Below are 20,579 nucleotides of genomic sequence, written 5' to 3'. Positions count from 1 at the left end.
GAAGAAGCGCATTTGGCTGTTTTGGGGCTGCTTCGCAGCCCAGCGGGAGCAAGCTCCCTCGCCACAATTAAGGTGTCTGGCGAAGTTAAACGTCGCGCATCAAAAGCCCGAATCTCAGGTCCATTTCCGCCGGGATCGGCAGATACACCGTATGCCCGTCGCCCGGCGCGACTTCGATGGCCTCGCCCTTGGCGTTGTGCAGCGTGGCCAGGTCAAAGTGGAAATTCCCGGCCGGGGTCATCAGTTCCAGGTGATTGCCCACGGCAAACCGGTTCTTCACCTTGACCTCGGCCAGCTCGCCGCGCCGCTCACCGGTCAGCTCGCCGACGAACTGTTGGCGTTCGGACACCGAGCTGCCGTTCTGGTAGTTCTGGTATTCATCGTGCACGTGCCGGCGCAGGAAACCTTCGGTGTAGCCGCGCTGGGCCAGGGACTCGAGGTTGGTCATCAAGCCCCGGTCGAAGTCGCGCCCGGCCACCGCATCGTCGATGGCCTGGCGATACACCTGGGTGGTGCGGGCGCAGTAGAAGTGGGATTTGGTGCGGCCTTCGATCTTCAGCGAATGCACGCCCATGCGCGTCAGCCGCTCGACGTGCTGCACCGCCCGCAGGTCCTTGGCGTTCATGATGTAGGTGCCGTGCTCGTCTTCGAAGGCGGGCATCTGTTCATCAGGGCGGTTGGCCTCCTGCAACAGGAACACCTGGTCGGTGGGGGCGCCGAGGCCCAGGGTCGGTTCGGGCGCGTACTGCTGCACGATGTCGCCCGTGGCGTTTTCCACGGCGGGAGTGGCCTGGTATTTCCAGCGGCAGGCGTTGGTGCAGGTGCCCTGGTTGGCGTCGCGCTTGTTCATATAGCCCGACAGCAGGCAGCGCCCGGAATAGGCCATGCACAGCGCACCGTGCACAAACACTTCCAGCTCCATGGCGGGCACGTGCTGGCGAATCTCGTCGATTTCCTCCAGCGACAACTCCCGCGACAGGATGACCCGGCAGATGCCTTGGGTCTGCCAGAACTCGACGCTGGCCCAGTTCACCGTGTTGGCCTGCACCGACAGGTGGATTGGCATGTGCGGGAAGTGCCGGCGCACCAGCATGATCAGGCCCGGGTCGGACATGATCAGCGCATCCGGGCCCATGGCGATCACCGGGGCCAGGTCCTTGAGGAAGGTCTTCAGCTTGGCGTTGTGCGGTGCGATGTTGACCACCACATAGAAACGCTTGCCCTGGGCCTGGGCTTCGTGGATGCCGAGGGCGAGGTTGGCGTGGTCGAATTCGTTATTGCGCACCCTCAGGCTGTAGCGCGGTTGCCCGGCGTAGACGGCATCGGCGCCGTAGGCAAAGGCATACCGCATGTTTTTCAGGGTGCCGGCGGGGGCGAGCAGTTCGGGGGCGATGACGGGGGGCATGGGTTCGGGTCGCAAAAGGGCGGCAGGGTAGCTGTGCATGCCGCGCCGTTTATTGATCCAGGTCTAAGAAGTAGGGCACTCGCAGGATTTGCGGTGGACTAAACATCAGGGTGCACATGAGTGTCCTGCGTTTATTGAGATGGATCGGCCATGAATCAAACCAACCTGCAATTCAAAACCCTGCTGTTACTGCTCGTTCTGGTGACCATCGCGTTTATCTGGATTTTGCTGCCGTTCTACGGTGCGGTGTTCTGGGCGGTGATCCTGGGGATCATCTTTGCGCCGATGCAACGGCGCTTCCAGCAACGGTTTGCCTGGAACCGCAACCTCACCTCGCTGGCGACCCTGATGGTGTGCCTGGTGATCGCGATTTTGCCGGTGATCATCACCAGCGCCTTGCTGGTGCAGGAGGGTGCCACGCTTTACAAGAACATCGAGAGCGGCAAGCTCGACGTTGCCGGGTATATCGAGCAGTTCAAGAACTTCCTGCCACCGTACTTCCAGCACCTGCTGGACCGCTTTGGCATGGGCAACCTGGAAGGCCTTCGGGAGAAAATCGTCAAGAGCGCGATGCAGGGCAGCCAGTTTTTCGCGACCCAGGCGTTCAGCTTCGGCCAGGGCACGTTTGATTTCCTGGTGAGCTTTTTCATCATGCTGTATTTGCTGTTCTTCCTGCTGCGGGACGGTCCGGAGCTGGTGCGTAAAGTGCGTACCGCCGTGCCGCTGGCCGAACCGCAAAAACGGCGCCTGCAGCTGAAGTTCAACCGGGTGGTACGGGCCACGGTGAAGGGCAACGTATTGGTAGCGGTGACGCAAGGCGCGTTGGGTGGCTTGATCTTCTGGTTCCTGGACATTCCCAGCGCGTTGCTCTGGGCGGTGTTGATGGCGTTTCTGTCGCTGCTGCCGGCGGTGGGCGCGGGGATTGTGTGGGGGCCGGTGGCGGCGTATTTCCTGCTGAGCGGGTCAATCTGGCAAGGGGTGGTGCTGGGGCTGTTCGGGGTGTTTGTGATCGGGCTGGTGGACAACGTGCTGCGGCCGATCCTGGTGGGCAAGGACACCCGGATGCCCGACTACCTGATCCTGATCTCGACCCTGGGCGGGCTGTCGGTCTTTGGCCTGAACGGTTTTGTGATCGGGCCGCTGATTGCTGCGTTGTTTATGTCCAGCTGGGCGTTGTTTGTCGAAACCAAGCCGCGGGTGCAACTGCCTTAGGCATGAAAGCGATGCGCCATCTTGGCTGACAGGGCCTGGGCGGCCGGCAATGAAGTGAGTGGGCCGCTGATGGCTTCGCCATCGCGAACCAGGTACCAGCAGGCGAGCAAACCCAGCTCCCGCAGAGGTGCGGGAACGGCACTGCCGATGACGGACATGATTTGGATAGTGGGCATGACGACCTCCGATACGCTATGGAGGTGACATTACGGTGCGCAGGCCTTAAGGGAAAATTAACCTGCTCGATAGTCGACATCACTGTTATCGAGCGGTCCTTCAGTCGACAACCTGGTCCAGCATGTGCACCACTTCCTGCTCACTGAGCAGGCCCTTGCGCACCAGGTTTTCCGCCAGCAGGGACAGGAACTTGGCGTTGCGATGGCCTTCCAGGGCCTTGAGCTCGGTCAGCACGCTATAGACCTTGCTCGACGTGCAGAGGCCGGCGGTGCGATGGGGGTTTTGCGTGGGCATGGTCAGTCGTCCTTGTTGTTATTGCCTGGACAGGGGTGATAGTGGAAGCCTTTTGAGACACAAACATGACAGCGCAAGGCCCGATCGGGCAAGCACCTATTGAGATCAATGATGTGGGATTTGGCCACAGGCATTGTCCTTATAACGACCTTGGCGAGATTTATTCAGACCTGCAGGCCAAAAAAAGGCCCCGCTTTTAGGGCGGAGCCTGTTCTGGTGTGTCAGTTCATGCTTACCAACCGCGACCGTAATAGCCGTGTGGAGGGCCGTAGTAGCCGCGCGGTGGGCCGTAATAGACCGGCGCCGGGCGGTAATAAACCTGTTGTTGCACATACACAGGCGGTGGCGGTGCGTAGTAGACCGGCGGCGGAGCGGAATACACCGGCTGCGGCTGGACATACACCGGCTGTTGCACATAGACCGGCTGCTGCTGGCTGGCAACGATCGAGCCGCCTACCACTGCACCGACAACGGCACCCAGTGCGAGCGGAGCACCCCAACCACCACCGTGGGCGGAGGCCTGTCCTGCTATAGCGAGTGCACCGATAAGCAAGGCGATCTTGGGGATTTTACGAATCATGGTCATTCCTCGGTTAGCCCCTGCGCTTGTGGTCTGCAATCAATAGACTCAAGGATTGTCGCGGGGATACTTTTAAGACAGCGTATTTCTAAAAAACAGCACAGCCGATAGGTAAAGGTTGTGTAAGGTCTGTATCGGCTGGCTTACACAAGCGGCCGGGCACAGTGCGTATGATCCACGACAACCCGCAGGCGCGGGTATTCCGTCTATCCGAAACCGCCTCTGGAAGGGCTTCAAGGAGTTACCGATGCAGATGAACCCCAACAAGGACACCCAACTGTGCATGTCACTGTCGGCACGCCCCGGGAATTTTGGCCTGCGCTTTCATAACCATCTGTACGAGCAGTTGGGGCTGAATTTCTACTACAAGGCCTTCAGCAGCCAGGACTTGCCGGGCGCCGTCGGTGGTATTCGCGCGTTGGGCATTCGTGGGTGTGGCGTGTCGATGCCGTTCAAGGAAGCCTGCATTGCCCTGGTGGATGAGCTGGACGATTCGGCGCGGGCCATTGCGTCGATCAATACCATCGTCAACACCCATGGGCATTTGAAGGCCTACAACACCGACTACATCGCCATTGAGCAACTGCTGAAGAAACATGAAGTGCCCAAGGACTCGACGTTCGCCCTGCGCGGCAGCGGCGGCATGGCCAAGGCCGTGGCCAGTGCCTTGCGCGATGGTGGCTACGCCAATGGCGTGATCGTGGCGCGCAATGAAGCCGCAGGCCGGGCGCTGGCCCTGAGCCTGGGGTATGAGTGGCAGGCGGAGCTGGGGGCTTTGCGCCCGCAGATGCTGGTCAACGTGACGCCGATTGGCATGACCGGCGGGGCCGAGGCGGATCAGTTGGCGTTTGAGGCCGAGGCCATTGATGGTGCCCAGACCGTGTTCGATGTGGTGGCCATTCCCTCGGAAACCCCACTGATCCTGCGAGGACGCGCCCAGGGCAAGCGGGTGATTACCGGCCTGGAAGTGATCGCCATCCAGGCGCTGGAGCAGTTTGTGCTGTACACCGGCGTACGGCCGACGGATGCGCAGTTTCAGGCTGCGGTGGCGTTTGCACGGGCGTGAACAGTGCGCATATCAAATGTGGGAGCTGGCTTGCCTGCGATGGCGGTGGGTCAGTCATCCTTTTAGTGGCTGATCCACCGCCATCGCGGGCAAGCCCGGCTCCCACAGGTTGATTACTCAAGCCGGGACAGGCGCTCTTCCAGCGCCGCAATCCGCGCTTCCAGCTCTTCGATACGCTCCAGCGAAACGCCACTTCCCGCGCCACGCTCCACTGGATTGCCACGTGCCGCCAGGATCGCCTCGATATCGGCAGGGTCCCCAAGGGCATGCATATACCGGTCTTCCCGCTGCCCCGACTGACGCGGCACCAGCAGCGCCAGCCCACGGGCAATCAGGCGCTCCAGTTGATGCACCACCTGCTCGGCGTCTTCAAAGTCGTGCATGCGCCCGCTGCGGGTCAGCAGTTCGTTGACCGTCTGCGGCCCCCGCAGGAACAGCAAACCACTGAGAATCACCTGGGCCGGCACCAATTCCAGTGCCTTGTCGACCCGATGCTCCCAGCGATCGGCGCGGCTGCCCATCACCAGCCGGGTAAAACCGCGACCTTCCAGCGCCCGCAGGCTCTGGCCCACCTGGCCCTGGCTGAGGTTCATCACGGGCTCGCGGCTGGTTTTCTGGTTGCAGGCGATCACCAGCGCGTTAAGGGTCAACGGATACGTTTCGGGGCTGGTGGCCTGTTTTTCGATCAGGCAGCCAAGGATGCGGATTTCCGTGCTGTTCAGGCGCGGTTCTTCAGAAGTCGTGTCGTGCTCGGTGGTCATCGCGCTTTCCCTAATGCAGTGAGCCCACTAGCCTAATCCTGAAAAAATAAAAGACAAGCGGCGCCGGCTGCCGGCATGTCTATAATCGCCGCTGTTTCAAACCCTGCCACAACTGTCGAGACTGTCATGACTATTTCCCTGTACGCCGCTTCCCTCCCGGTCTTCAAGCAAATGCTCAACGCCCTGAGCGATGTGCTGAACAAGGCCGAAGCCCACGCCACCGCCAAGAACATCGACCCGAACGCCTTCCTGCAAGCGCGCCTGTACCCGGACATGTTCCCGCTGGTGCGCCAGGTGCAGATCGCCGTCGACTTCGCCAAAGGCGTTTCTGCCCGCCTGGCTGAAATTGAAGTACCGAAATACGACGACACAGAAGTCACCTTCGCCGACCTGCAAGCGCTGATCGCCAAGGTCCTGGCGTTTATCGACACCATCACCCCGGCCCAGGTCGACGGTAAAGAAGGCATCGAAATCGTCACCCGCCCTGGCACCCCGAAAGAGAAGCGCTTCAGCGGCCAGTCCTACCTGCTGACCTACGGCCTGCCGCAGTTCTTCTTCCACGTCACCACCGCATACGCCTTGCTGCGTCACAACGGTGTGGAAGTGGGCAAGCGCGACTACATGGGCGCGTTCTAAGCCTTCAGGCGTAAAAAAGCCCGGGGCGGTTCATTCAAGAACCGCCCCGGGCTTTTTTGTGCGCGTAATGTTTACGCGGCTTGCTCTTCCTTGCCCAGGCACGCGGCCGCAGTGAACAACACGTCGGTGGACGAATTCAGCGCGGTTTCCGCCGAGTCCTGCAACACCCCGATGATGAAGCCCACCGCCACCACCTGCATGGCGATTTCGCTGGGAATGCCGAACAGGCTGCACGCCAGCGGAATCAACAGCAGCGAACCACCGGCCACACCCGACGCGCCGCAGGCACACACCGCAGCGACCACGCTGAGCAGCACGGCGGTGGGGATGTCCACGGCAATGCCCAGGGTATGCACGGCGGCCAGGGTCAGCACGGTGATGGTGATGGCCGCGCCGGCCATATTGATGGTGGCGCCCAGCGGGATCGACACCGAGTAGGTGTCTTCATGCAGGCCCAGGCGCTTGCTCAATGCCAGGTTGACCGGGATGTTGGCCGCCGAACTGCGGGTGAAAAACGCGGTGATGCCACTTTCCCGCAGGCACATCAGCACCAGCGGGTAAGGGTTGCGGCGCAGTTTCCAGAACACGATGGCCGGGTTGATCACCAGCGCCACGAACAGCATGCAGCCGATCAACACCAGCAGCAGGTGCGCGTAGCCCAGCAGAGCGCCGAAGCCGGAAGTGGCCAGGGTGGAGGCCACCAGGCCGAAGATCCCCAGGGGCGCGAAACGGATCACCATGCGCACGATCAGCGTGACGCCGTTGGACAGGTCGCCCAGCACCGTGCGGGTGGTGTCGCTGGCATGGCGAATCGCTATGCCCATGCCGATGGCCCAGGCCAGGATACCGATGAAATTGGCATTCATCAGCGCGCTGACCGGGTTGTCCACCACGCTGAGCAACAGGCTTTGCATCACTTCGCCAATGCCGCCGGGGGCGCTGACGGCCACATCGTGGGTGGCCAGCACCAGTGAGGAGGGGAACAGCGTGCTGGCGATCACCGCGACCACGGCGGCCGCAAAGGTGCCCAGCAGGTACAGGAACAGGATTGGCCGGATATGGGTTTCCTGGCCGTGCTTGTGGTTGGCGATCGAGGCCATCACCAGCACAAACACCAGGATCGGCGCGACAGCCTTGAGCGCCGAAACAAAGACTTTGCCGATAAAGCCGGTGGCCTGCGCGACGTCGGGTAACAACAGGGCCAGCAGGATACCGGCGATCAAACCGATGACGATTTGAGTGACCAGGGTGACGGACATCAGTCGTTGGAAAAGGGAAGGGGCAGCAGTCATAAAAAGGTTGTCTCTAGTTTTTTTAATAGATGCAGCTAAGGCAGCGTGAATCTGGCAGGGGCGAAGTCTAGCATCTGTAGGAAACGTCTATTCCGGGTGCGGCGTTCCGTCGCCACGCTGCGACACATTCTGTTAACATTGCCCATCCTCTTATTTCTTCTCTATCAGCGGGCCTTCCGGGCTTTCGTTGATGTCGCTGTTTTCTGGAGTTTTTAATGTTGTTTCCGATCCTGCTGCTGTCAGCCGCCGGTTTTACCGTGCTGACCACAGAATTCATCATCGTCGGCCTGTTGCCTGCCATCGCCCGGGACCTCGACGTGAGCGTGTCCCAGGCCGGGTTGCTGGTGACCCTGTTCGCGTTCACCGTGGCGGCGTTTGGCCCGTTCCTGACCGCGTATTTCGCGCGGTTCGAGCGCAAGCGGCTGTTCATCACGATCCTGATCATGTTCGGCCTGGCCAATACACTGGCGGCACTGGCGCCGAATATCTGGGTCATGTCCCTGGCCCGGTTGATCCCGGCCCTGGGGTTGCCGGTGTTCTGGGCCCTGGCCAGTGAGACTGCGGTGGACATCGTGGGGCCGGATTACGCCGGCCGCGCGATTGAGAAGATTGGCTTCGGCATCGTGTGTGCCACCGTCTTCGGGATCCCGGTGGGCACGCTGATTTCCGATATGTTCGGCTGGCGCACCGCCTTTGGCATTCTCGCGGTGGTGGCGTTTGCCAAGGCCTTGCTGCTGTTTATCTACCTGCCGAAGACCCGTGCGAAGAACGATCAGGTGAGCTTGCGCTCGCAGTTCAAGATCTTGCGCAGCCCGTTGATGCAGGGCCATATCCTGCTGTCGATCCTGGTGTTCAGCGGCATGTTCACCGCTTATACCTACCTGGCGGACATTCTTGAGCGCCTGGCGGGTTTCGACGGAACCGTAGTGGGCTGGTGCCTGATGGGCTTTGGCGCTGTCGGCCTGATCGGCAACTCATTGGGCGGGCGCATGGTCGACCGTCATCCGCTGATCGCGTCGATGGTGTTCTGCGGGTTCATGATTGCCGGCATGGTGGCGTTGGTACCTGCGATCCACTCCACCGTCGGGCTGGCGGCGGCGATGGCCGTATGGGGCGTGACCCAGGCGGCGTTGTTCCTGGTCAGCCATGTGCGGCTGATGAAGGCCGCGCCCCATGCGCCGGCATTTGCCGCGTCGCTGAACATTGCCGGGGCCAACCTGGGGATTGGCCTGGGGGCGTTGGTGGGTGGGCATGTGATCGACACCCTGGGCCTGGGCAGCCTCGGTTTTGCCGCCGCCGGTTTTATCCTGCTGTCGATCCTGCTGGCGCTGTGGCTGATGACTGCCAAGACCCGCGCCGTCAGCGCCTGAGCCTTCAGGGCAGGGTGGTGAACAGCTCCCGTCTTGCACCTTCGGTAATCGCCACGATGCCGAGGTGCTTGACCTTGCGCTCCACCGAGATCGCATAAAACGACTCGGTCACCGCATCGGTCTGGCCGATCAGCGCCACGCCGTACTGGCGTTCCACCTCGTCGGCAATCACGCTGGGCGCGATAAAAATCCCGCTGCCGGATTGACCGAAGGCCTGCATCAAGGCGCTGTCATCGAACTCCCCGACAATCCGTGGCTGAATCTGCTGCTCGGCAAACCAGCGCAGCAAACGGCTGCGCACCACCGTCTCTGCCCCCGGAATCAACAGCGGCGCGCCCTGCAGGCACTGTGGGAAATCACCGCGATGCTGGTCAGCCAATGCCTGGGTCGCGAAAAAACTGATCCCGCATTCCCCCAGTTTCTGGCTGTAGCCCTTGATGTCCAGGTGCGAGGGCATCGGGCTGTCGGAGATCACCAGGTCCAGGCGCTGGATCGCCAGGTCCGCCAACAAACGCTCAAGCTTGTCTTCACGGCAGGTGATGCGGATCGGCTCGCTCAATTCCATGGTCGGCGCAATCAGCCGGTAGACGATGGACTTGGGCACCACGTCCGCCACGCCGACCCGGAATAGGATCTGCTGCTCATTCGGCTGGGTGCGCAACATCGCCTCAAGCTCATTGCCCAGCTGGAACATCTGCTCGGCATAGGGCAGCGCCTGGCGCCCGGCTTCGGTCAGTTCCAGCTGGCGCCCGACCTTTTGAAACAGCGCCACACCGAACGTCTGCTCCAGCAGGCTGATCTGGCCGCTGATGGTCTGCGGCGTGAGGTTCAGTTGCTCGCAGGCACGCACGATGCTGCCGGTCTTGGCGACGACCCAGAAGTAGTGCAGTTGTCGGTAATTGAGCATGGCGACCAACACTTCGTTAAAACCGAAGTATAAACGAAAAAAATACGAATTTTCCTGAAGTGTTTGCCTGCATAGAATGCGTCGCTATCGAGGGGCCACTACTTGGACCCAACGGTTCTAACGAGGAACGCATCATGAAACTCAATTCCCTGGGCGCAACGGCGTTGCTTGCGCTTTCATTAGTCATGCTCAGTGGCTGTGACCAAGCGGAAAAAAGCGCGCAACAACTGCTGGGTAAAGCCACCGAGTCGGCCAAGCAAGTGATTGACGACACCCACCAGGCTGCCGAACAGGCATTGAGCGACGCGACCAAGGGCTTGATCGCGCCGCCGGAAGGCAAGCAGGACAAGGAGGAACAGGAAGGCAACAGACCTGAGTCCACCTCGCAAGAAACCTAATACCGGCACATCACACCAGGATTGACCTATGGATTACCTTTTACAACTGGCCGCCAGCCCGACCGCGTGGATCGCACTGGCCACCCTGATCGTCATGGAGATCGTGCTGGGGATCGACAACCTGATCTTTATCTCGATTCTCACCAACAAGTTGCCGCTGAAGCACCGGGCCAAGGCCCGCCGCATCGGCATCAGCATGGCATTGATCCTGCGTCTGGGCCTGTTGAGCACCATTGCCTTCATCGTGCAGCTGACCGAGCCGGTCATCGACATCCTGGGGCAGTCGTTCTCCTGGAAGGACATGATCCTGATCGCCGGTGGCCTGTTCCTGGTGTGGAAGGCGACTACCGAGATCCATCACAGCATGGACCCTGAAAAGGAGCACGTGGACACCGGTGCGCCGAGCGTGACCCTGGGCTTCGCTTCGGCGATTGGCCAGATCCTGCTGCTGGACATGGTGTTTTCCATCGACAGCATCATCACCGCCGTGGGCATGACCGAGCACTTGCCGATCATGATCATTGCCGTGGTGGTCTCGGTCATCGTGATGCTGGTGGCGGCCGAGCCGTTGGCCAAGTTCATCAACGACAACCCGACGATTGTGATGTTGGCCCTGGGCTTCCTCATCATGATCGGTATGACGCTGATCGCCGAAGGTTTCGGCGCCCATGTGCCCAAAGGCTATGTGTATGCGGCCATGGCGTTCTCGGCGGCTATCGAGTGCCTGAACATGATGCGACGCAACCGGCATAAACGGCTGGCTGCCAAACACTAAGTGCTGAACCAAAAGGCCGACTGCATGCAGTCGGCCTTTTGCTGTCTGTTAGACTCCCGCCACTTGACGCCTTGAGGGACACCCATGAACGAGCCGATTCGCCTGACCCAGTACAGCCACGGTGCGGGCTGCGGTTGCAAGATCTCACCTCAGGTACTGGAAGTGATTCTCGCCGGCAGTGGCGCACAGAACCTCGACCCCAAGCTATGGGTAGGCAACGCGTCGCGCGATGACGCCGCCGTGTACGCCATCGACGACGAGCGCGGTGTGGTTTCCACCACCGATTTTTTCATGCCGATTGTCGATGATCCCTTCGACTTCGGCCGCATTGCCGCCACCAACGCCATCAGCGATATCTACGCGATGGGCGGCGACCCGCTGATGGCCATCGCCATTCTCGGCTGGCCGGTCAATGTGCTGGCCCCGGAGATTGCCCGGGAAGTGATCCGCGGTGGTCGCTCGGTGTGTGACGCTGCCGGGATTCCGCTGGCCGGCGGCCACTCCATCGACGCCCCCGAGCCGATCTTCGGCCTGGCCGTCACCGGGTTGGTGCAAAAACGTCACATGAAGCGCAACGACACCGCCACCGCCGGTTGCCAGCTGTACCTGACCAAACCCCTGGGCATCGGCATCCTCACCACCGCTGAAAAGAAGGGCAAGCTGCGCGAGGCGGATGTGGGCCTGGCCCGTGACTGGATGTGCACCCTCAACAAGCCCGGCAGCCGTTTTGGCAAGCTGGCCGGTGTCACGGCCATGACCGATGTCACCGGTTTCGGCCTGTTGGGCCACCTGGTGGAAATGGCCGACGGCAGCCATCTGACCGCCCGCATCGAATACGAAAAAGTCCCACGCTTGCCCGGGGTGGAGTACTACCTGGAGCAGGGCTGCGTACCCGGCGGTACCTTGCGCAACTTCGACAGCTACGCCAGCAAGCTGGGGCGCCTGAACGAACTGCACAAGCGCGTGCTGTGCGACCCGCAGACCAGCGGCGGCCTGCTGGTGGCGGTCACCGCCGAAGGCAATGCGGAATTCCTCGCCGTGGCGGCGGAACTGGGCCTGAACCTTGAGCCGATCGGCGAGCTGGTTGAGCGACAGACCAACGCGGTAGAGGTGTTCTGATGCCTGTCGACATCACCGATTACCGCGACATCTTTCTCAACGACCGGCCGATGATGGATACCCGGGCGCCGGTCGAATTCATCAAGGGCGCCTTTCCCGGCGTGATCAACCTGCCGTTGATGACCGACGATGAGCGCCAACGGGTGGGCACCTGTTACAAGCAGCAGGGCCAGCAAGCGGCGATCGTCCTTGGCCACGAGTTGGTGTCGGGGGCGATCAAGGCCGAACGTATCGAGCACTGGGCCCGCTTTGCCCAGGCCAATCCTGACGGGGTGCTGTACTGCTTTCGCGGCGGGCTGCGCTCGCAGATTGTCCAGCAATGGCTGAAAACCGAGGCGGGTATCGACTACCCGCGAGTGGGCGGTGGCTACAAGGCCATGCGAACCTTCCTGCTCGATACCGTTGAAAAGGCCACCGCTCAGTGCGACTTCGTGTTGCTGGGCGGCATGACCGGCACCGGCAAGACCCAAGTGCTTGGCCAATTGAGCAACGCCCTGGACCTGGAAGGCCACGCCAATCACCGCGGTTCCAGCTTCGGCAAACGTGCTACCGCGCAACCCTCCAACATCGACTTCGAAAACCGCCTGGCGGTGGACCTGCTGAAAAAACGTGCCGCCGGTATCGAACAGTTCGTGGTCGAGGATGAGAGCCGCATGATCGGCAGTTGTGCGCTGCCATTGCCCTTGCACAAGGGCATGCAGGGCTTCCCGATGGTCTGGCTGGAAGACAGCGTTGAAGGCCGTGTGGAGCGTATCCTGCAGGATTACGTGGTGGACCTCTGCGCCGAATTCATCGCGGTGTTTGGCGACACCGGCCAAGACGTGTTTGCCGAGCGTCTGACCCAGAGCCTGGGCAACATCCACAAGCGCCTGGGCGGTGAGCGGTTTGCGCGGTTGCACGCGATCATGCAGGAGGCCCTGGCAGAGCAGGCCCGCAGCGGTGCGGTGGATTTGCATCGTGTTTGGATCGAAGGGCTGTTGCGTGAGTATTACGACCCGATGTATGCGTTCCAGCGGGAGAGCAAAGGGGCGCGTATCGAGTTTGCCGGGGAGCAGGGCGCTGTACTGGAGTACCTGCGTGAGAGGGCTGTTCGGCGGGAGTAATGGGTTGGTTTTACCGGCCCCTTCGCGAGCAAGCCCGCTCCCACAGCAGACCGCGTTTATCCTGTAGGAATGCGGTCGAATGTGGGAGCGGGCTTGCTCGCGAAGAGGCCCTCAACCTCACCCAATAACTACAGAATAAACGCCCCGATCAGCCCACACACCACGCCCATCAGCATGGTCAGGCCGGCCACGGTCACCAGCACCCGCGCATCGAAATCCTTGCGCAGCATCAGCAGCGACGGCAGGCTCACGCTCGGCAGGGTCATCAGCAAGGCCACCGCCGGGCCGGTGCCCATGCCGAGGGTCATCATGGTTTGCACAATGGGGATTTCGGCGGCGGTCGGGATCACAAACAGCGTGCCGACTATCGCCAGTGGCACCAGCCACACCAGGCTGTTGGCCATCGCGCCGTCAACGTGGGGAAACAGCCAGACCCGCGCCGCGCCCAGGACCAGCACCGCCAGGATGTACACCGGAATCGTGCTCCAGAACAGCTGCCACAAGGTACGCAGCCAGCGGCTCAGGAACGGTTCGGTTTCGCTCTGGCTGGCTTGGGCCACGGCGTCCAGCGCGGCTTCCGGCACCTGCTCCGGCCGCGCGATGCGCTGCGCCACCAGCGACACGCCCACCACCAGCACGACACCGGCCACCAACCGCAACGCGGTAAAGCCCCAGCCCAGCACGAAGCCCATGAACACCAGTGTCGCCGGGTTCAGCACCGGGTTGGCGATCCAGAACGCCAGCGCCGCGCCGACCGACACGTTTTGCCGACGCATACCGGCGGCCACCGGTGCGGCGCAGCAACTGCACATCATCCCCGGCAAGGCGAACAGGCCTCCACGCAGGGTGGAGCCCAGCCCGGCGCGGCCAAACAGACGCAGCAGCCAGTCCCGCGGGATCAGGACCTGCAGCAATGAACCGAGGATGACCGCCAGCACCGCGGCTTTCCAGATCGCCAGGAAATACACCTGGGCATAGGCCAGGGCGGCAGCCAGCGGTGAGCTTTGCTGATCGTTGAGAATCGAGGCGCCGATACTGTGGTTATCCGCCGCGATAAACGCCTTGGCGTAGTAGGGCGACCATTTCACGTAGTAGAGGCCGATACAGGCCACCAGCAGGAACAGGGCTGGTTTCCACCAGAAGGACCAGCCCCGGGCGGGCTGGGTGGAGGCGAGGTTGGACATGTGGATGATCCGCAGGTGAGTCAATAGCGCCGCATCATACGCTGTGGAGCTCAGATCTCCGCACTGACCTGTGTTGCATCCGGGCACGTCTGCTGGCCGTTATCCAGGCCTTGCTTGTAGTTACGGCTGAGCAGGCTGGCCTTGCCGTTGTGCCAGGTGAGCGTCAGCACGTACAAGGTATCGAAATCGCTGCCGGACCAATCGTCGGTAATGACGTGTTTTTCGCCGACGGCCTCACTCGCCACCTTGTTGATCAGGTCCGGCAGGTAGCCGTGGGACCAGGCAGTGTAGATGACGGCGTTGTGGTACTTGTCTTCCACCAACTCGTCCGCGAGGGCACTGGTGTCATTGGCCGAGAACTTGATGTTCACCGGCAACCCGAGTTTGATGGCGCTGGGGCTGATGGTCATCAAGGGTCGGATATAACTGTAGGAGTTGTCTTTCTCGCCTTCCTCGACATTGCGGGTCGGGTTGGGCGCGAACACGAAATTGGCCTTGCCGAATTTTTCGGGCAGTACGGTGGCCAGGTTCATCGCGCGGTTCAGGCCCTGGCAGTTGAGCTGGCCGAGGCCTCCGACGGGTTTTTCGGCGTGGCGCAGGAAGACCAGGGTTTGCACGCCGTCGACCTGTTGGGCGCGGCTGATTCTGGATTCGAGGGTAAGGCCGACAGCGGTACCTACCAGCAATACCGGCAGCATGATGTAGGCGTAGCGTTTAAGGCGTTTCGCAAGGCACAGAGGCTTGATAGTCATGATGGTTCTAAGTCTCGGTGCGGGGAATCAGGGCGAACAAGCCCAGCCATCGGGCGCTTTCTAAGAGTGCGCCCAGGCAGTTTGGTTCGTTTCTGAGGGGAGATGGGGCGGCATCCTTGCCGTTTGCAGGAGATTAACCGGCTGATGTTGCGGATTTAAGACGGATGCAGGACGCGCATCGAGCCACTACTATCAGGGTTTTTATCAGGGCCTGTTTCAAGGCGCTTATCAGGAGTTTCACGATGAACTCACTTTCCGACTTCCCCATCACCGCCAAATGGCCGGCCCGGCATCCCGAGCGCCTGCAGCTCTACTCGTTGCCGACGCCGAACGGGGTCAAGGTGTCGATCATGCTGGAGGAGCTGGGGCTGCCCTACGAGGCGCACAAGGTCAGCTTCGAGACCCAGGACCAGCTCTCCGCCGAGTTCCTGTCGCTGAACCCCAACAACAAGATCCCGGCGATCATCGACCCCAATGGCCCGGGCGGCCAGGCGCTGGGGTTGTTCGAGTCGGGTGCGATTCTGATTTACCTCGCCGAGAAGAGTGGCGAGTTGCTGCCCGAAGACCCGGCCATGCGCTATGAGACGATCCAGTGGCTGATGTTCCAGATGGCCGGTATCGGGCCGATGTTCGGCCAGGTGGGGTTCTTCAACAAATTCGCCGGTGCGGCCTACGAGGATAAACGTCCGCGTGACCGCTACGTGGCCGAGTCGCGCCGCCTGTTGGAGGTACTGGAGAAACGCCTGCTGGGCCGCACCTGGATCATGGGCGACGAATACAGCATCGCCGACATCGCTACCTTCCCGTGGGTTCGCAACCTGATTGGCTTCTATGAGTCCGGCGACCTGGTGGGCATTGCCGACTTCCCGAACGTACTGCGGGCACTGGACGGGTTCGTCGCCCGGCCAGCGGTGATCCGTGGCTTGAACATCCCTGCATAAGGACCCGCATGCCTTCCTTCGACTTCAAACAGCTGGACGTTTTCAGCAGCGTGGCCCTCAAGGGCAACCCGTTGGCCGTGGTGTTGGGCGCCGACAGCCTGAGTGACCAGCAAATGGCGGATTTCGCCAAGTGGACCAACCTCAGCGAAACCACGTTCTTGCTCAAGCCTCGTGATCCACGGGCCGACTATCGCGTAAGGATTTTCACCACCCTGCAGGAACTGCCGTTTGCCGGCCATCCGACCCTCGGCAGTTGCCATGCCTGGCTGCAGGCCGGTGGCCAGCCCGCTGGCGAGGAGATCATCCAGGAGTGTGAAATTGGCCTGGTGCGCATCCGCCGCCAGGGCGATGAGCTGGCGTTTATCGCGCCACCGCTGCTGCGCTCCGGCCCGCTGGAGAGCGAGTTGATTGAGCGCGTGCGGCGGGGGTTGGGCCTTGAACCCGGAGCGATTTTGCGTAGCCAGTGGGTGGATAACGGTGCGGGTTGGCTGGCGGTAATGCTGGAGGACCGGGAACAGGTACTGGCGCTGCGTCCGGATTACTCGCAATTGCTGGGGTTGGCCGTGGGCGTGATCGCGCCGTGGAATCCCGCGCGGGACGGTGACGAGGCGCAATTTGAAGTGCGTGCCTTTATTGCAGGCGACGGTGCGCCGGAGGACCCGGCCACCGGCAGCCTGAACGCGGGCGTCGCCCAGTGGCTGCTGGGCGAAGGCCTGGCGCCGAGCCGCTATGTGGTCAGCCAGGGCACCGCCATGGGCCGCGCCGGGCGCATCCGCGTGGAGCGCAGCGGCGAGGAAATCTGGATCGGCGGCGCGGTGGCGCTGTGCATTGAAGGGCGACTACAGCTCTAGATCAATGCAATTGTTACCGGGCCTGCAATAAACTGTTCCGCGCTTGGCGTTTGTGCTCGGCGGTGCACGAGGCATAAGATTTCGCCCCAACGATTTTTGGCCTGCCTTTTTCAGGAGCATCAATGTCCAGCCAGTTCCCCGAAGCCCGTCCACGCCGCCTGCGCCGCTCCCCGGAGTTGCGTGGCCTGTTCCAGGAAACCGAATTCACCCTCAACGACCTGGTGCTGCCGATCTTCGTTGAAGAAGAAATCGACGACTTCGTGCCGATCACCAGCATGCCCGGGGTGCAGCGCATTCCCGAGTCGAAGCTGGCCGGCGAGATCGAACGCTATGCCAACGCCGGGATCAAGTCGGTGATGACTTTCGGTGTGTCCCACCACCTGGACGCCTCGGGCAGCGACACCTGGCAAGAACGTGGCCTGGTCTCGCGCATGTCCTCGATCATCAAGGACGCGGTGCCGGAGATGATCGTGATGTCCGACACCTGCTTCTGCGAATACACCGACCACGGCCATTGCGGCGTGATGCACGGCGCCGAGGTCGACAACGACCGCACCCTGGTCAACCTTGGCAAACAAGCCGTGGCCGCCGCCCGTGCCGGTGCCGATGTGATCGCGCCGTCCGCCGCGATGGACGGGCAGGTCCAGGCCATCCGTCGGGCTTTGGATGAAGCAGGTTTCAGCCATATTCCGATCATGGCCTACTCGACCAAATTCGCTTCGGCCCTCTATGGCCCATTCCGCGAAGCTGGCGGCAGCGCGCTCAAGGGCGACCGCAAGAGCTACCAGATGAACCCGATGAACCGCCGCGAAGCGGTGCGTGAATCTCTGCTGGATGAACAGGAAGGCGCCGATGCGCTGATGGTCAAGCCGGCGGGCGCGTACCTGGACATCATCCGCGACATCCGCGAAGCCTCGCGCTTGCCGGTGGCGGCGTACCAGGTGAGCGGTGAGTACGCGATGATCAAATTCGGTGCCCAGGCGGGCGCCATCGATGAAGCCCGCGTGGTCCGGGAAACCCTGGGTTCGATCAAGCGCGCCGGTGCGGACCTGATTTTCACCTACTTTGCGATGGACCTGGCACTGGCCGGGATCTGAGTAACCTGTGGCGAGGGAGCTTGCTCCCGCTGGACTGCGCAGCAGGCCCCTTTTTCAGGGCCGCTTCGCGCCCCAGCGGGAGCAAGCTCCCTCGCCACAAAAGCCGATATCTGCTGCCCGGTGACTTACCGCTGTGCAAACGCCAGGTTCAGCCCCAACCCCGCAAATGTCGCCGCAAAACTGCGGCGCAGCCAGTTCTGTACACGTGGCGACTCAATCACCGCGCGGCGGAACACGTTGGCCGGCAGGCCATAAATCACAAACACCGCAAACGTCATTGCCATGAACACACTGCTCAGCAACAGCATTTGCAAGGCCGGTGCGCTTGCGCCCGGGGTGACGAACTGCGGCAGGAACGCGAGGAAGAAGATCGTCAGCTTGGGATTCAGGATATTCAGCAACAGGCCCCGTACCATCAGGCTGCGGGCGCTGGAAATCGTCGGTGTGTCGTTCATGGCAAAGGCCGAGCGGTCCCGCCAGGTGGCGTAGGCGAGTGCAGCAGGTCGGCGAACCCCGGTTAGACTTATCGGTCGATATCTGCCAAGACTGGCCCATCGTCGCCCAAGGAAGCCCCATGCACTCATCCCGCCTGATCCTGTGCCTCACCACCTTGCTGGTGCTGGCTGGCTGCTCCAGCCAGCGCACCGAGCAATTGCCCGAGCGCAGCGAAGCCGAGGTGAAGGCGCAGATCGTGCGGCTGATGCCCGCCAGCGTGCCGGATCGCAACGGTTGGGCCCAGGACATTTACACCGCCTTCAACACGCAGAAAATCTACCCCGGCACCGAAAATATCTGCGCGGTGCTGGCCGTGACCGAGCAGGAGTCCACGTACCAGGTCGACCCTCCGGTGCCGAACATGGGCAAGATCGCCCAGGACGAAATCCTGCGCCGCGCCGCTAAAGTCCACGTGCCGGCGGTGCTGGTGCGCACGGCGCTGCAACTGCGCTCGCCCACGGGCAAGTCCTACGCCGAGCGCCTGAGTGCTGCGCGTACCGAGAGGGACCTGAGTGGGATCTTTGACGACTTCATCAGCGTCGTGCCGCTGGGCAATACCTTGTTTGGCGGTTTCAACCCGGTGCATACCGCCGGGCCGATGCAGGTCAGCATCGACTTTGCACAGAAGCAGGCTCGGGATTATCCCTACACCGTGGATGGCAGCATCCGTCGGGAAGTGTTTACTCGCCGAGGCGGCATGTACTTTGGCATCACCCATTTGCTGGGCTACCCGGTGCACTATGACCAGATGCTGTACCGCTTCGCCGACTTCAACGCCGGTTGGTACGCCAGCCGTAATGCGGCATTCCAGGCAGCGGTCAGTCGGGTCTCGGGCACCACGCTGGCGCTGGACGGTGACCTGATCAACTACGGCTCGTTCCTGCCAGGCACCACCGAACTGGCAGTACGCTCCCTGGGCAAGGCACTGGACATGCGCAACCCGAGCATCCGCAGTCAGCTGGAGCAGGGCGAGCGCCTGGATTTTGAAGACACCACCCTGTACCAGCGTGTGTTTGCCCTGGCCGACAAGGCCGCCGGCAAACCGGTGCCGCGGGCAATCCTGCCGGGCATCGTGCTGAAAAGCCCGAAGATTACCCGCAACCTGACCACGGCCTGGTTCGCCAAGCGCGTGGATGAGCGTTATCAGCGCTGTATGAAACGATAGGGCTGGGCTTGATCAATGGAGGGGCAGATTCACCAGGGTTTCAATCATCCACTTGTGAAACTGATTGTGTGACGAGCGCCCGTGCCAGGCGGCGATGATGTCAAAGCCCTGCGGTTTTTCGTCAAAGCCCAATAGCGTGAGATTGGCGCCGGCAGCGAGGGCGGAGGGCAAGAACGCAATCACGTCATTGGCTTCAAGGAAGCTTTGTAACGAGGTATAGCAAGGCAGGATTGCGATGATGTTTCTCGAAATGGCGTGTTGTTTCAGGAAGGTCTCCACGGTGTCGTTGAGTTGGTCTTTCCTGTTGCTCACCGCCACGTGAGGGAACTTCTTCAAATCGTCCAGGCAGTGGATCTGCTGGATAAGTGTGGAGCGATTGTTGACGGCGCACGCGTAGTAATCCTGCTTCAGATGAACGTTGTTCAGCCCTGGCTCAATAAACTCCTTAAAGCCTATGACCAAGTCGGCTTCACCTGATAACAACATGTCTTTGTAGTGTTCCGGGGAGAAATCCAGGATCTTGAAACTGATCCTGGGTGCGGCCGCTATCACTTCGCGAACCAGAGCAGGAATGATGGCCTGCTGGGCGTGCTCATTGGCAATGATGGTGTATTCCCTCTCGAGGGTCTGCAAATCATACGAGCTGCCGTCGTTCAGGCTGTCCACTTCGCCGAGTATGCGTTCGAATTTCAAGGCCAGCTCGAAGGCGAAATCGGTGGGCGTCAGCCCGTTGCTGTTCCTCACAAACAACACGTCGTTGAATTCTTCCCGCAGCTTTTTCAGGTATTCACTGACCGCCTGCTGCGACAAACCCACATGCGCGCCGACTTTCGAGGCGTTTTTTTCCCGCATCAGGTGCATGAAGATCCGCATGTGCTTGATTTCTATTCGGTCTACCATGATTTCCTGTATCGATTACAAAGAGATATTGTTTTTTATTGTATGCACCCTTTTTTAGAATGCCAACGGTCGCAACGACCCTTCAACTTTATCAAGGTG

General features: G+C 61.2%; 22 protein-coding genes and 1 pseudogene. 12 read left to right on the top strand and 11 right to left on the bottom strand.

Features of this window, described 5'->3' with window-relative positions:
- Positions 1 to 85: 85 nt before the first annotated feature.
- Positions 86 to 1,405 (bottom strand): prephenate-dependent tRNA uridine(34) hydroxylase TrhP, encoded by a 1,320-nt coding sequence (gene trhP / locus JFV30_RS16650; RefSeq protein ID WP_201124654.1) that lies wholly within the window; start codon positions 1,403 to 1,405, stop codon positions 86 to 88.
- Positions 1,406 to 1,555: 150 nt separating this feature from the next.
- On the opposite strand from trhP, the gene JFV30_RS16645 reads away from it, so the two are divergent.
- Positions 1,556 to 2,617, top strand: coding sequence for an AI-2E family transporter (locus JFV30_RS16645; protein ID WP_201124653.1), 1,062 nt, complete (start codon positions 1,556 to 1,558; stop codon positions 2,615 to 2,617).
- On the opposite strand, the gene JFV30_RS16640 is transcribed toward JFV30_RS16645, so the two are convergent.
- The 3 genes from JFV30_RS16640 to JFV30_RS16630 form a co-directional block, all read right to left on the bottom strand.
- On the bottom strand, positions 2,614 to 2,793 hold the full coding sequence (locus JFV30_RS16640; protein WP_201124652.1) for a hypothetical protein: 180 nt from the start codon (positions 2,791 to 2,793) through the stop codon (positions 2,614 to 2,616). The two genes, JFV30_RS16645 and JFV30_RS16640, sit on opposite strands and share 4 nt — an antisense overlap.
- Positions 2,794 to 2,893: 100 nt before the next feature.
- Positions 2,894 to 3,088 (bottom strand): hypothetical protein, encoded by a 195-nt coding sequence (locus JFV30_RS16635; protein WP_010172323.1) that lies wholly within the window; start codon positions 3,086 to 3,088, stop codon positions 2,894 to 2,896.
- A 232-nt stretch (positions 3,089 to 3,320) separates the two neighbouring features.
- A complete protein-coding gene (locus tag JFV30_RS16630; RefSeq protein WP_201124651.1) occupies positions 3,321 to 3,674 on the bottom strand; it encodes a hypothetical protein in 354 nt (117 codons plus the stop codon).
- A gap of 241 nt (positions 3,675 to 3,915) precedes the next feature.
- Here JFV30_RS16630 and JFV30_RS16625 point away from each other — a divergent pair, with 241 nt between their 5' ends.
- Positions 3,916 to 4,734 (top strand): shikimate 5-dehydrogenase, encoded by an 819-nt coding sequence (locus JFV30_RS16625; RefSeq protein WP_201124650.1) that lies wholly within the window; start codon positions 3,916 to 3,918, stop codon positions 4,732 to 4,734.
- 113 nt (positions 4,735 to 4,847) lie between these two features.
- On the opposite strand, the gene JFV30_RS16620 is transcribed toward JFV30_RS16625, so the two are convergent.
- Positions 4,848 to 5,495 (bottom strand): YceH family protein, encoded by a 648-nt coding sequence (locus JFV30_RS16620; RefSeq protein ID WP_003211232.1) that lies wholly within the window; start codon positions 5,493 to 5,495, stop codon positions 4,848 to 4,850.
- Between the two features lie 126 nt (positions 5,496 to 5,621).
- Between JFV30_RS16620 and JFV30_RS16615 the strand changes: the two genes are divergently transcribed.
- Positions 5,622 to 6,131, top strand: a complete 510-nt coding sequence (locus JFV30_RS16615) for a DUF1993 domain-containing protein (protein WP_010172314.1) — start codon at positions 5,622 to 5,624, stop codon at positions 6,129 to 6,131.
- 71 nt (positions 6,132 to 6,202) lie between these two features.
- Here the strand turns inward: JFV30_RS16615 and sstT are convergent, their stop codons facing one another.
- The gene (gene sstT / locus JFV30_RS16610) at positions 6,203 to 7,423 is read right to left on the bottom strand and encodes a serine/threonine transporter SstT (RefSeq protein ID WP_201124649.1); all 1,221 of its coding nucleotides are present in this window, start codon (positions 7,421 to 7,423) and stop codon (positions 6,203 to 6,205) included.
- Positions 7,424 to 7,638: 215 nt separating this feature from the next.
- Between sstT and JFV30_RS16605 the strand changes: the two genes are divergently transcribed.
- A complete protein-coding gene (locus JFV30_RS16605) occupies positions 7,639 to 8,793 on the top strand; it encodes an MFS transporter (RefSeq protein WP_169388975.1) in 1,155 nt (384 codons plus the stop codon).
- 4 nt (positions 8,794 to 8,797) lie between these two features.
- On the opposite strand, the gene nhaR is transcribed toward JFV30_RS16605, so the two are convergent.
- Positions 8,798 to 9,700: a transcriptional activator NhaR gene (gene nhaR / locus JFV30_RS16600; RefSeq protein ID WP_201124648.1), complete on the bottom strand. Its 903-nt coding sequence runs from the start codon at positions 9,698 to 9,700 to the stop codon at positions 8,798 to 8,800.
- Between the two features lie 134 nt (positions 9,701 to 9,834).
- On the opposite strand from nhaR, the gene JFV30_RS16595 reads away from it, so the two are divergent.
- The 4 genes from JFV30_RS16595 to mnmH all read left to right on the top strand — a co-directional run bounded on the left by JFV30_RS16595 (position 9,835) and on the right by mnmH (position 13,095).
- Positions 9,835 to 10,098, top strand: coding sequence for a hypothetical protein (locus JFV30_RS16595; protein WP_010172306.1), 264 nt, complete (start codon positions 9,835 to 9,837; stop codon positions 10,096 to 10,098).
- A 28-nt stretch (positions 10,099 to 10,126) separates the two neighbouring features.
- The gene (locus JFV30_RS16590) at positions 10,127 to 10,873 is read left to right on the top strand and encodes a TerC family protein (protein ID WP_010172304.1); all 747 of its coding nucleotides are present in this window, start codon (positions 10,127 to 10,129) and stop codon (positions 10,871 to 10,873) included.
- An 84-nt stretch (positions 10,874 to 10,957) separates the two neighbouring features.
- Entirely contained in the window at positions 10,958 to 11,992 is a 1,035-nt protein-coding gene (gene selD / locus JFV30_RS16585) for a selenide, water dikinase SelD (RefSeq protein ID WP_201124647.1), read from the top strand.
- Positions 11,992 to 13,095: a tRNA 2-selenouridine(34) synthase MnmH gene (mnmH, locus tag JFV30_RS16580; protein ID WP_201124646.1), complete on the top strand. Its 1,104-nt coding sequence runs from the start codon at positions 11,992 to 11,994 to the stop codon at positions 13,093 to 13,095. Before selD ends, mnmH begins: the two co-directional genes overlap by 1 nt.
- A gap of 128 nt (positions 13,096 to 13,223) precedes the next feature.
- On the opposite strand, the gene JFV30_RS16575 is transcribed toward mnmH, so the two are convergent.
- Positions 13,224 to 14,279: a permease gene (locus tag JFV30_RS16575; RefSeq protein ID WP_201124645.1), complete on the bottom strand. Its 1,056-nt coding sequence runs from the start codon at positions 14,277 to 14,279 to the stop codon at positions 13,224 to 13,226.
- A 50-nt stretch (positions 14,280 to 14,329) separates the two neighbouring features.
- On the bottom strand, positions 14,330 to 15,031 hold the full coding sequence (locus tag JFV30_RS16570; RefSeq protein WP_201124644.1) for a histidine phosphatase family protein: 702 nt from the start codon (positions 15,029 to 15,031) through the stop codon (positions 14,330 to 14,332).
- Between the two features lie 242 nt (positions 15,032 to 15,273).
- On the opposite strand from JFV30_RS16570, the gene JFV30_RS16565 reads away from it, so the two are divergent.
- The 3 genes from JFV30_RS16565 (at position 15,274) to hemB (ending at position 17,920) form a co-directional block, all read left to right on the top strand.
- A complete protein-coding gene (locus JFV30_RS16565) occupies positions 15,274 to 15,972 on the top strand; it encodes a glutathione S-transferase N-terminal domain-containing protein (protein WP_201124643.1) in 699 nt (232 codons plus the stop codon).
- A gap of 8 nt (positions 15,973 to 15,980) precedes the next feature.
- Complete coding sequence (locus JFV30_RS16560; RefSeq protein ID WP_201124642.1) at positions 15,981 to 16,823, top strand: PhzF family phenazine biosynthesis protein; 843 nt, start codon at positions 15,981 to 15,983, stop codon at positions 16,821 to 16,823.
- Positions 16,824 to 16,945: 122 nt separating this feature from the next.
- Entirely contained in the window at positions 16,946 to 17,920 is a 975-nt protein-coding gene (hemB, locus tag JFV30_RS16555; protein ID WP_010172281.1) for a porphobilinogen synthase, read from the top strand.
- A gap of 125 nt (positions 17,921 to 18,045) precedes the next feature.
- Here the strand turns inward: hemB and JFV30_RS16550 are convergent.
- Positions 18,046 to 18,417, bottom strand: a pseudogene (locus tag JFV30_RS16550) (LysE family translocator); the annotation flags it as partial.
- A gap of 77 nt (positions 18,418 to 18,494) precedes the next feature.
- Here JFV30_RS16550 and JFV30_RS16545 point away from each other — a divergent pair.
- Positions 18,495 to 19,580 (top strand): DUF1615 domain-containing protein, encoded by a 1,086-nt coding sequence (locus tag JFV30_RS16545; RefSeq protein ID WP_201124641.1) that lies wholly within the window; start codon positions 18,495 to 18,497, stop codon positions 19,578 to 19,580.
- Between the two features lie 12 nt (positions 19,581 to 19,592).
- Here the strand turns inward: JFV30_RS16545 and JFV30_RS16540 are convergent, their stop codons facing one another.
- On the bottom strand, positions 19,593 to 20,453 hold the full coding sequence (locus JFV30_RS16540; protein ID WP_201124640.1) for a LysR family transcriptional regulator: 861 nt from the start codon (positions 20,451 to 20,453) through the stop codon (positions 19,593 to 19,595).
- Positions 20,454 to 20,579 lie beyond the last annotated feature (126 nt).

The sequence above is a fragment of the Pseudomonas sp. TH32 genome (assembly GCF_016650855.1).
Lineage (GTDB): Bacteria > Pseudomonadota > Gammaproteobacteria > Pseudomonadales > Pseudomonadaceae > Aquipseudomonas.
This window is presented reverse-complemented; position numbering and strand designations above follow the sequence as displayed.

Coding starts and splice junctions, on each gene's coding strand:
- mnmH (WP_201124646.1), top strand. CDS start 11,992: ATGCCTGTCGACATCACCGATTACCGCGACATCTTTCTCAACGACCGG.
- JFV30_RS16565 (WP_201124643.1), top strand. CDS start 15,274: ATGAACTCACTTTCCGACTTCCCCATCACCGCCAAATGGCCGGCCCGG.
- JFV30_RS16615 (WP_010172314.1), top strand. CDS start 5,622: ATGACTATTTCCCTGTACGCCGCTTCCCTCCCGGTCTTCAAGCAAATG.
- nhaR (WP_201124648.1), bottom strand. CDS start 9,700: ATGCTCAATTACCGACAACTGCACTACTTCTGGGTCGTCGCCAAGACC.
- JFV30_RS16545 (WP_201124641.1), top strand. CDS start 18,495: ATGCACTCATCCCGCCTGATCCTGTGCCTCACCACCTTGCTGGTGCTG.
- JFV30_RS16625 (WP_201124650.1), top strand. CDS start 3,916: ATGCAGATGAACCCCAACAAGGACACCCAACTGTGCATGTCACTGTCG.
- JFV30_RS16620 (WP_003211232.1), bottom strand. CDS start 5,495: ATGACCACCGAGCACGACACGACTTCTGAAGAACCGCGCCTGAACAGC.
- JFV30_RS16575 (WP_201124645.1), bottom strand. CDS start 14,279: ATGTCCAACCTCGCCTCCACCCAGCCCGCCCGGGGCTGGTCCTTCTGG.
- selD (WP_201124647.1), top strand. CDS start 10,958: ATGAACGAGCCGATTCGCCTGACCCAGTACAGCCACGGTGCGGGCTGC.
- JFV30_RS16640 (WP_201124652.1), bottom strand. CDS start 2,793: ATGCCCACTATCCAAATCATGTCCGTCATCGGCAGTGCCGTTCCCGCA.
- JFV30_RS16645 (WP_201124653.1), top strand. CDS start 1,556: ATGAATCAAACCAACCTGCAATTCAAAACCCTGCTGTTACTGCTCGTT.
- JFV30_RS16595 (WP_010172306.1), top strand. CDS start 9,835: ATGAAACTCAATTCCCTGGGCGCAACGGCGTTGCTTGCGCTTTCATTA.
- JFV30_RS16540 (WP_201124640.1), bottom strand. CDS start 20,453: ATGCGGATCTTCATGCACCTGATGCGGGAAAAAAACGCCTCGAAAGTC.
- JFV30_RS16635 (WP_010172323.1), bottom strand. CDS start 3,088: ATGCCCACGCAAAACCCCCATCGCACCGCCGGCCTCTGCACGTCGAGC.
- JFV30_RS16590 (WP_010172304.1), top strand. CDS start 10,127: ATGGATTACCTTTTACAACTGGCCGCCAGCCCGACCGCGTGGATCGCA.
- hemB (WP_010172281.1), top strand. CDS start 16,946: ATGTCCAGCCAGTTCCCCGAAGCCCGTCCACGCCGCCTGCGCCGCTCC.
- JFV30_RS16560 (WP_201124642.1), top strand. CDS start 15,981: ATGCCTTCCTTCGACTTCAAACAGCTGGACGTTTTCAGCAGCGTGGCC.
- JFV30_RS16630 (WP_201124651.1), bottom strand. CDS start 3,674: ATGACCATGATTCGTAAAATCCCCAAGATCGCCTTGCTTATCGGTGCA.
- JFV30_RS16605 (WP_169388975.1), top strand. CDS start 7,639: ATGTTGTTTCCGATCCTGCTGCTGTCAGCCGCCGGTTTTACCGTGCTG.
- sstT (WP_201124649.1), bottom strand. CDS start 7,423: ATGACTGCTGCCCCTTCCCTTTTCCAACGACTGATGTCCGTCACCCTG.
- trhP (WP_201124654.1), bottom strand. CDS start 1,405: ATGCCCCCCGTCATCGCCCCCGAACTGCTCGCCCCCGCCGGCACCCTG.
- JFV30_RS16570 (WP_201124644.1), bottom strand. CDS start 15,031: ATGACTATCAAGCCTCTGTGCCTTGCGAAACGCCTTAAACGCTACGCC.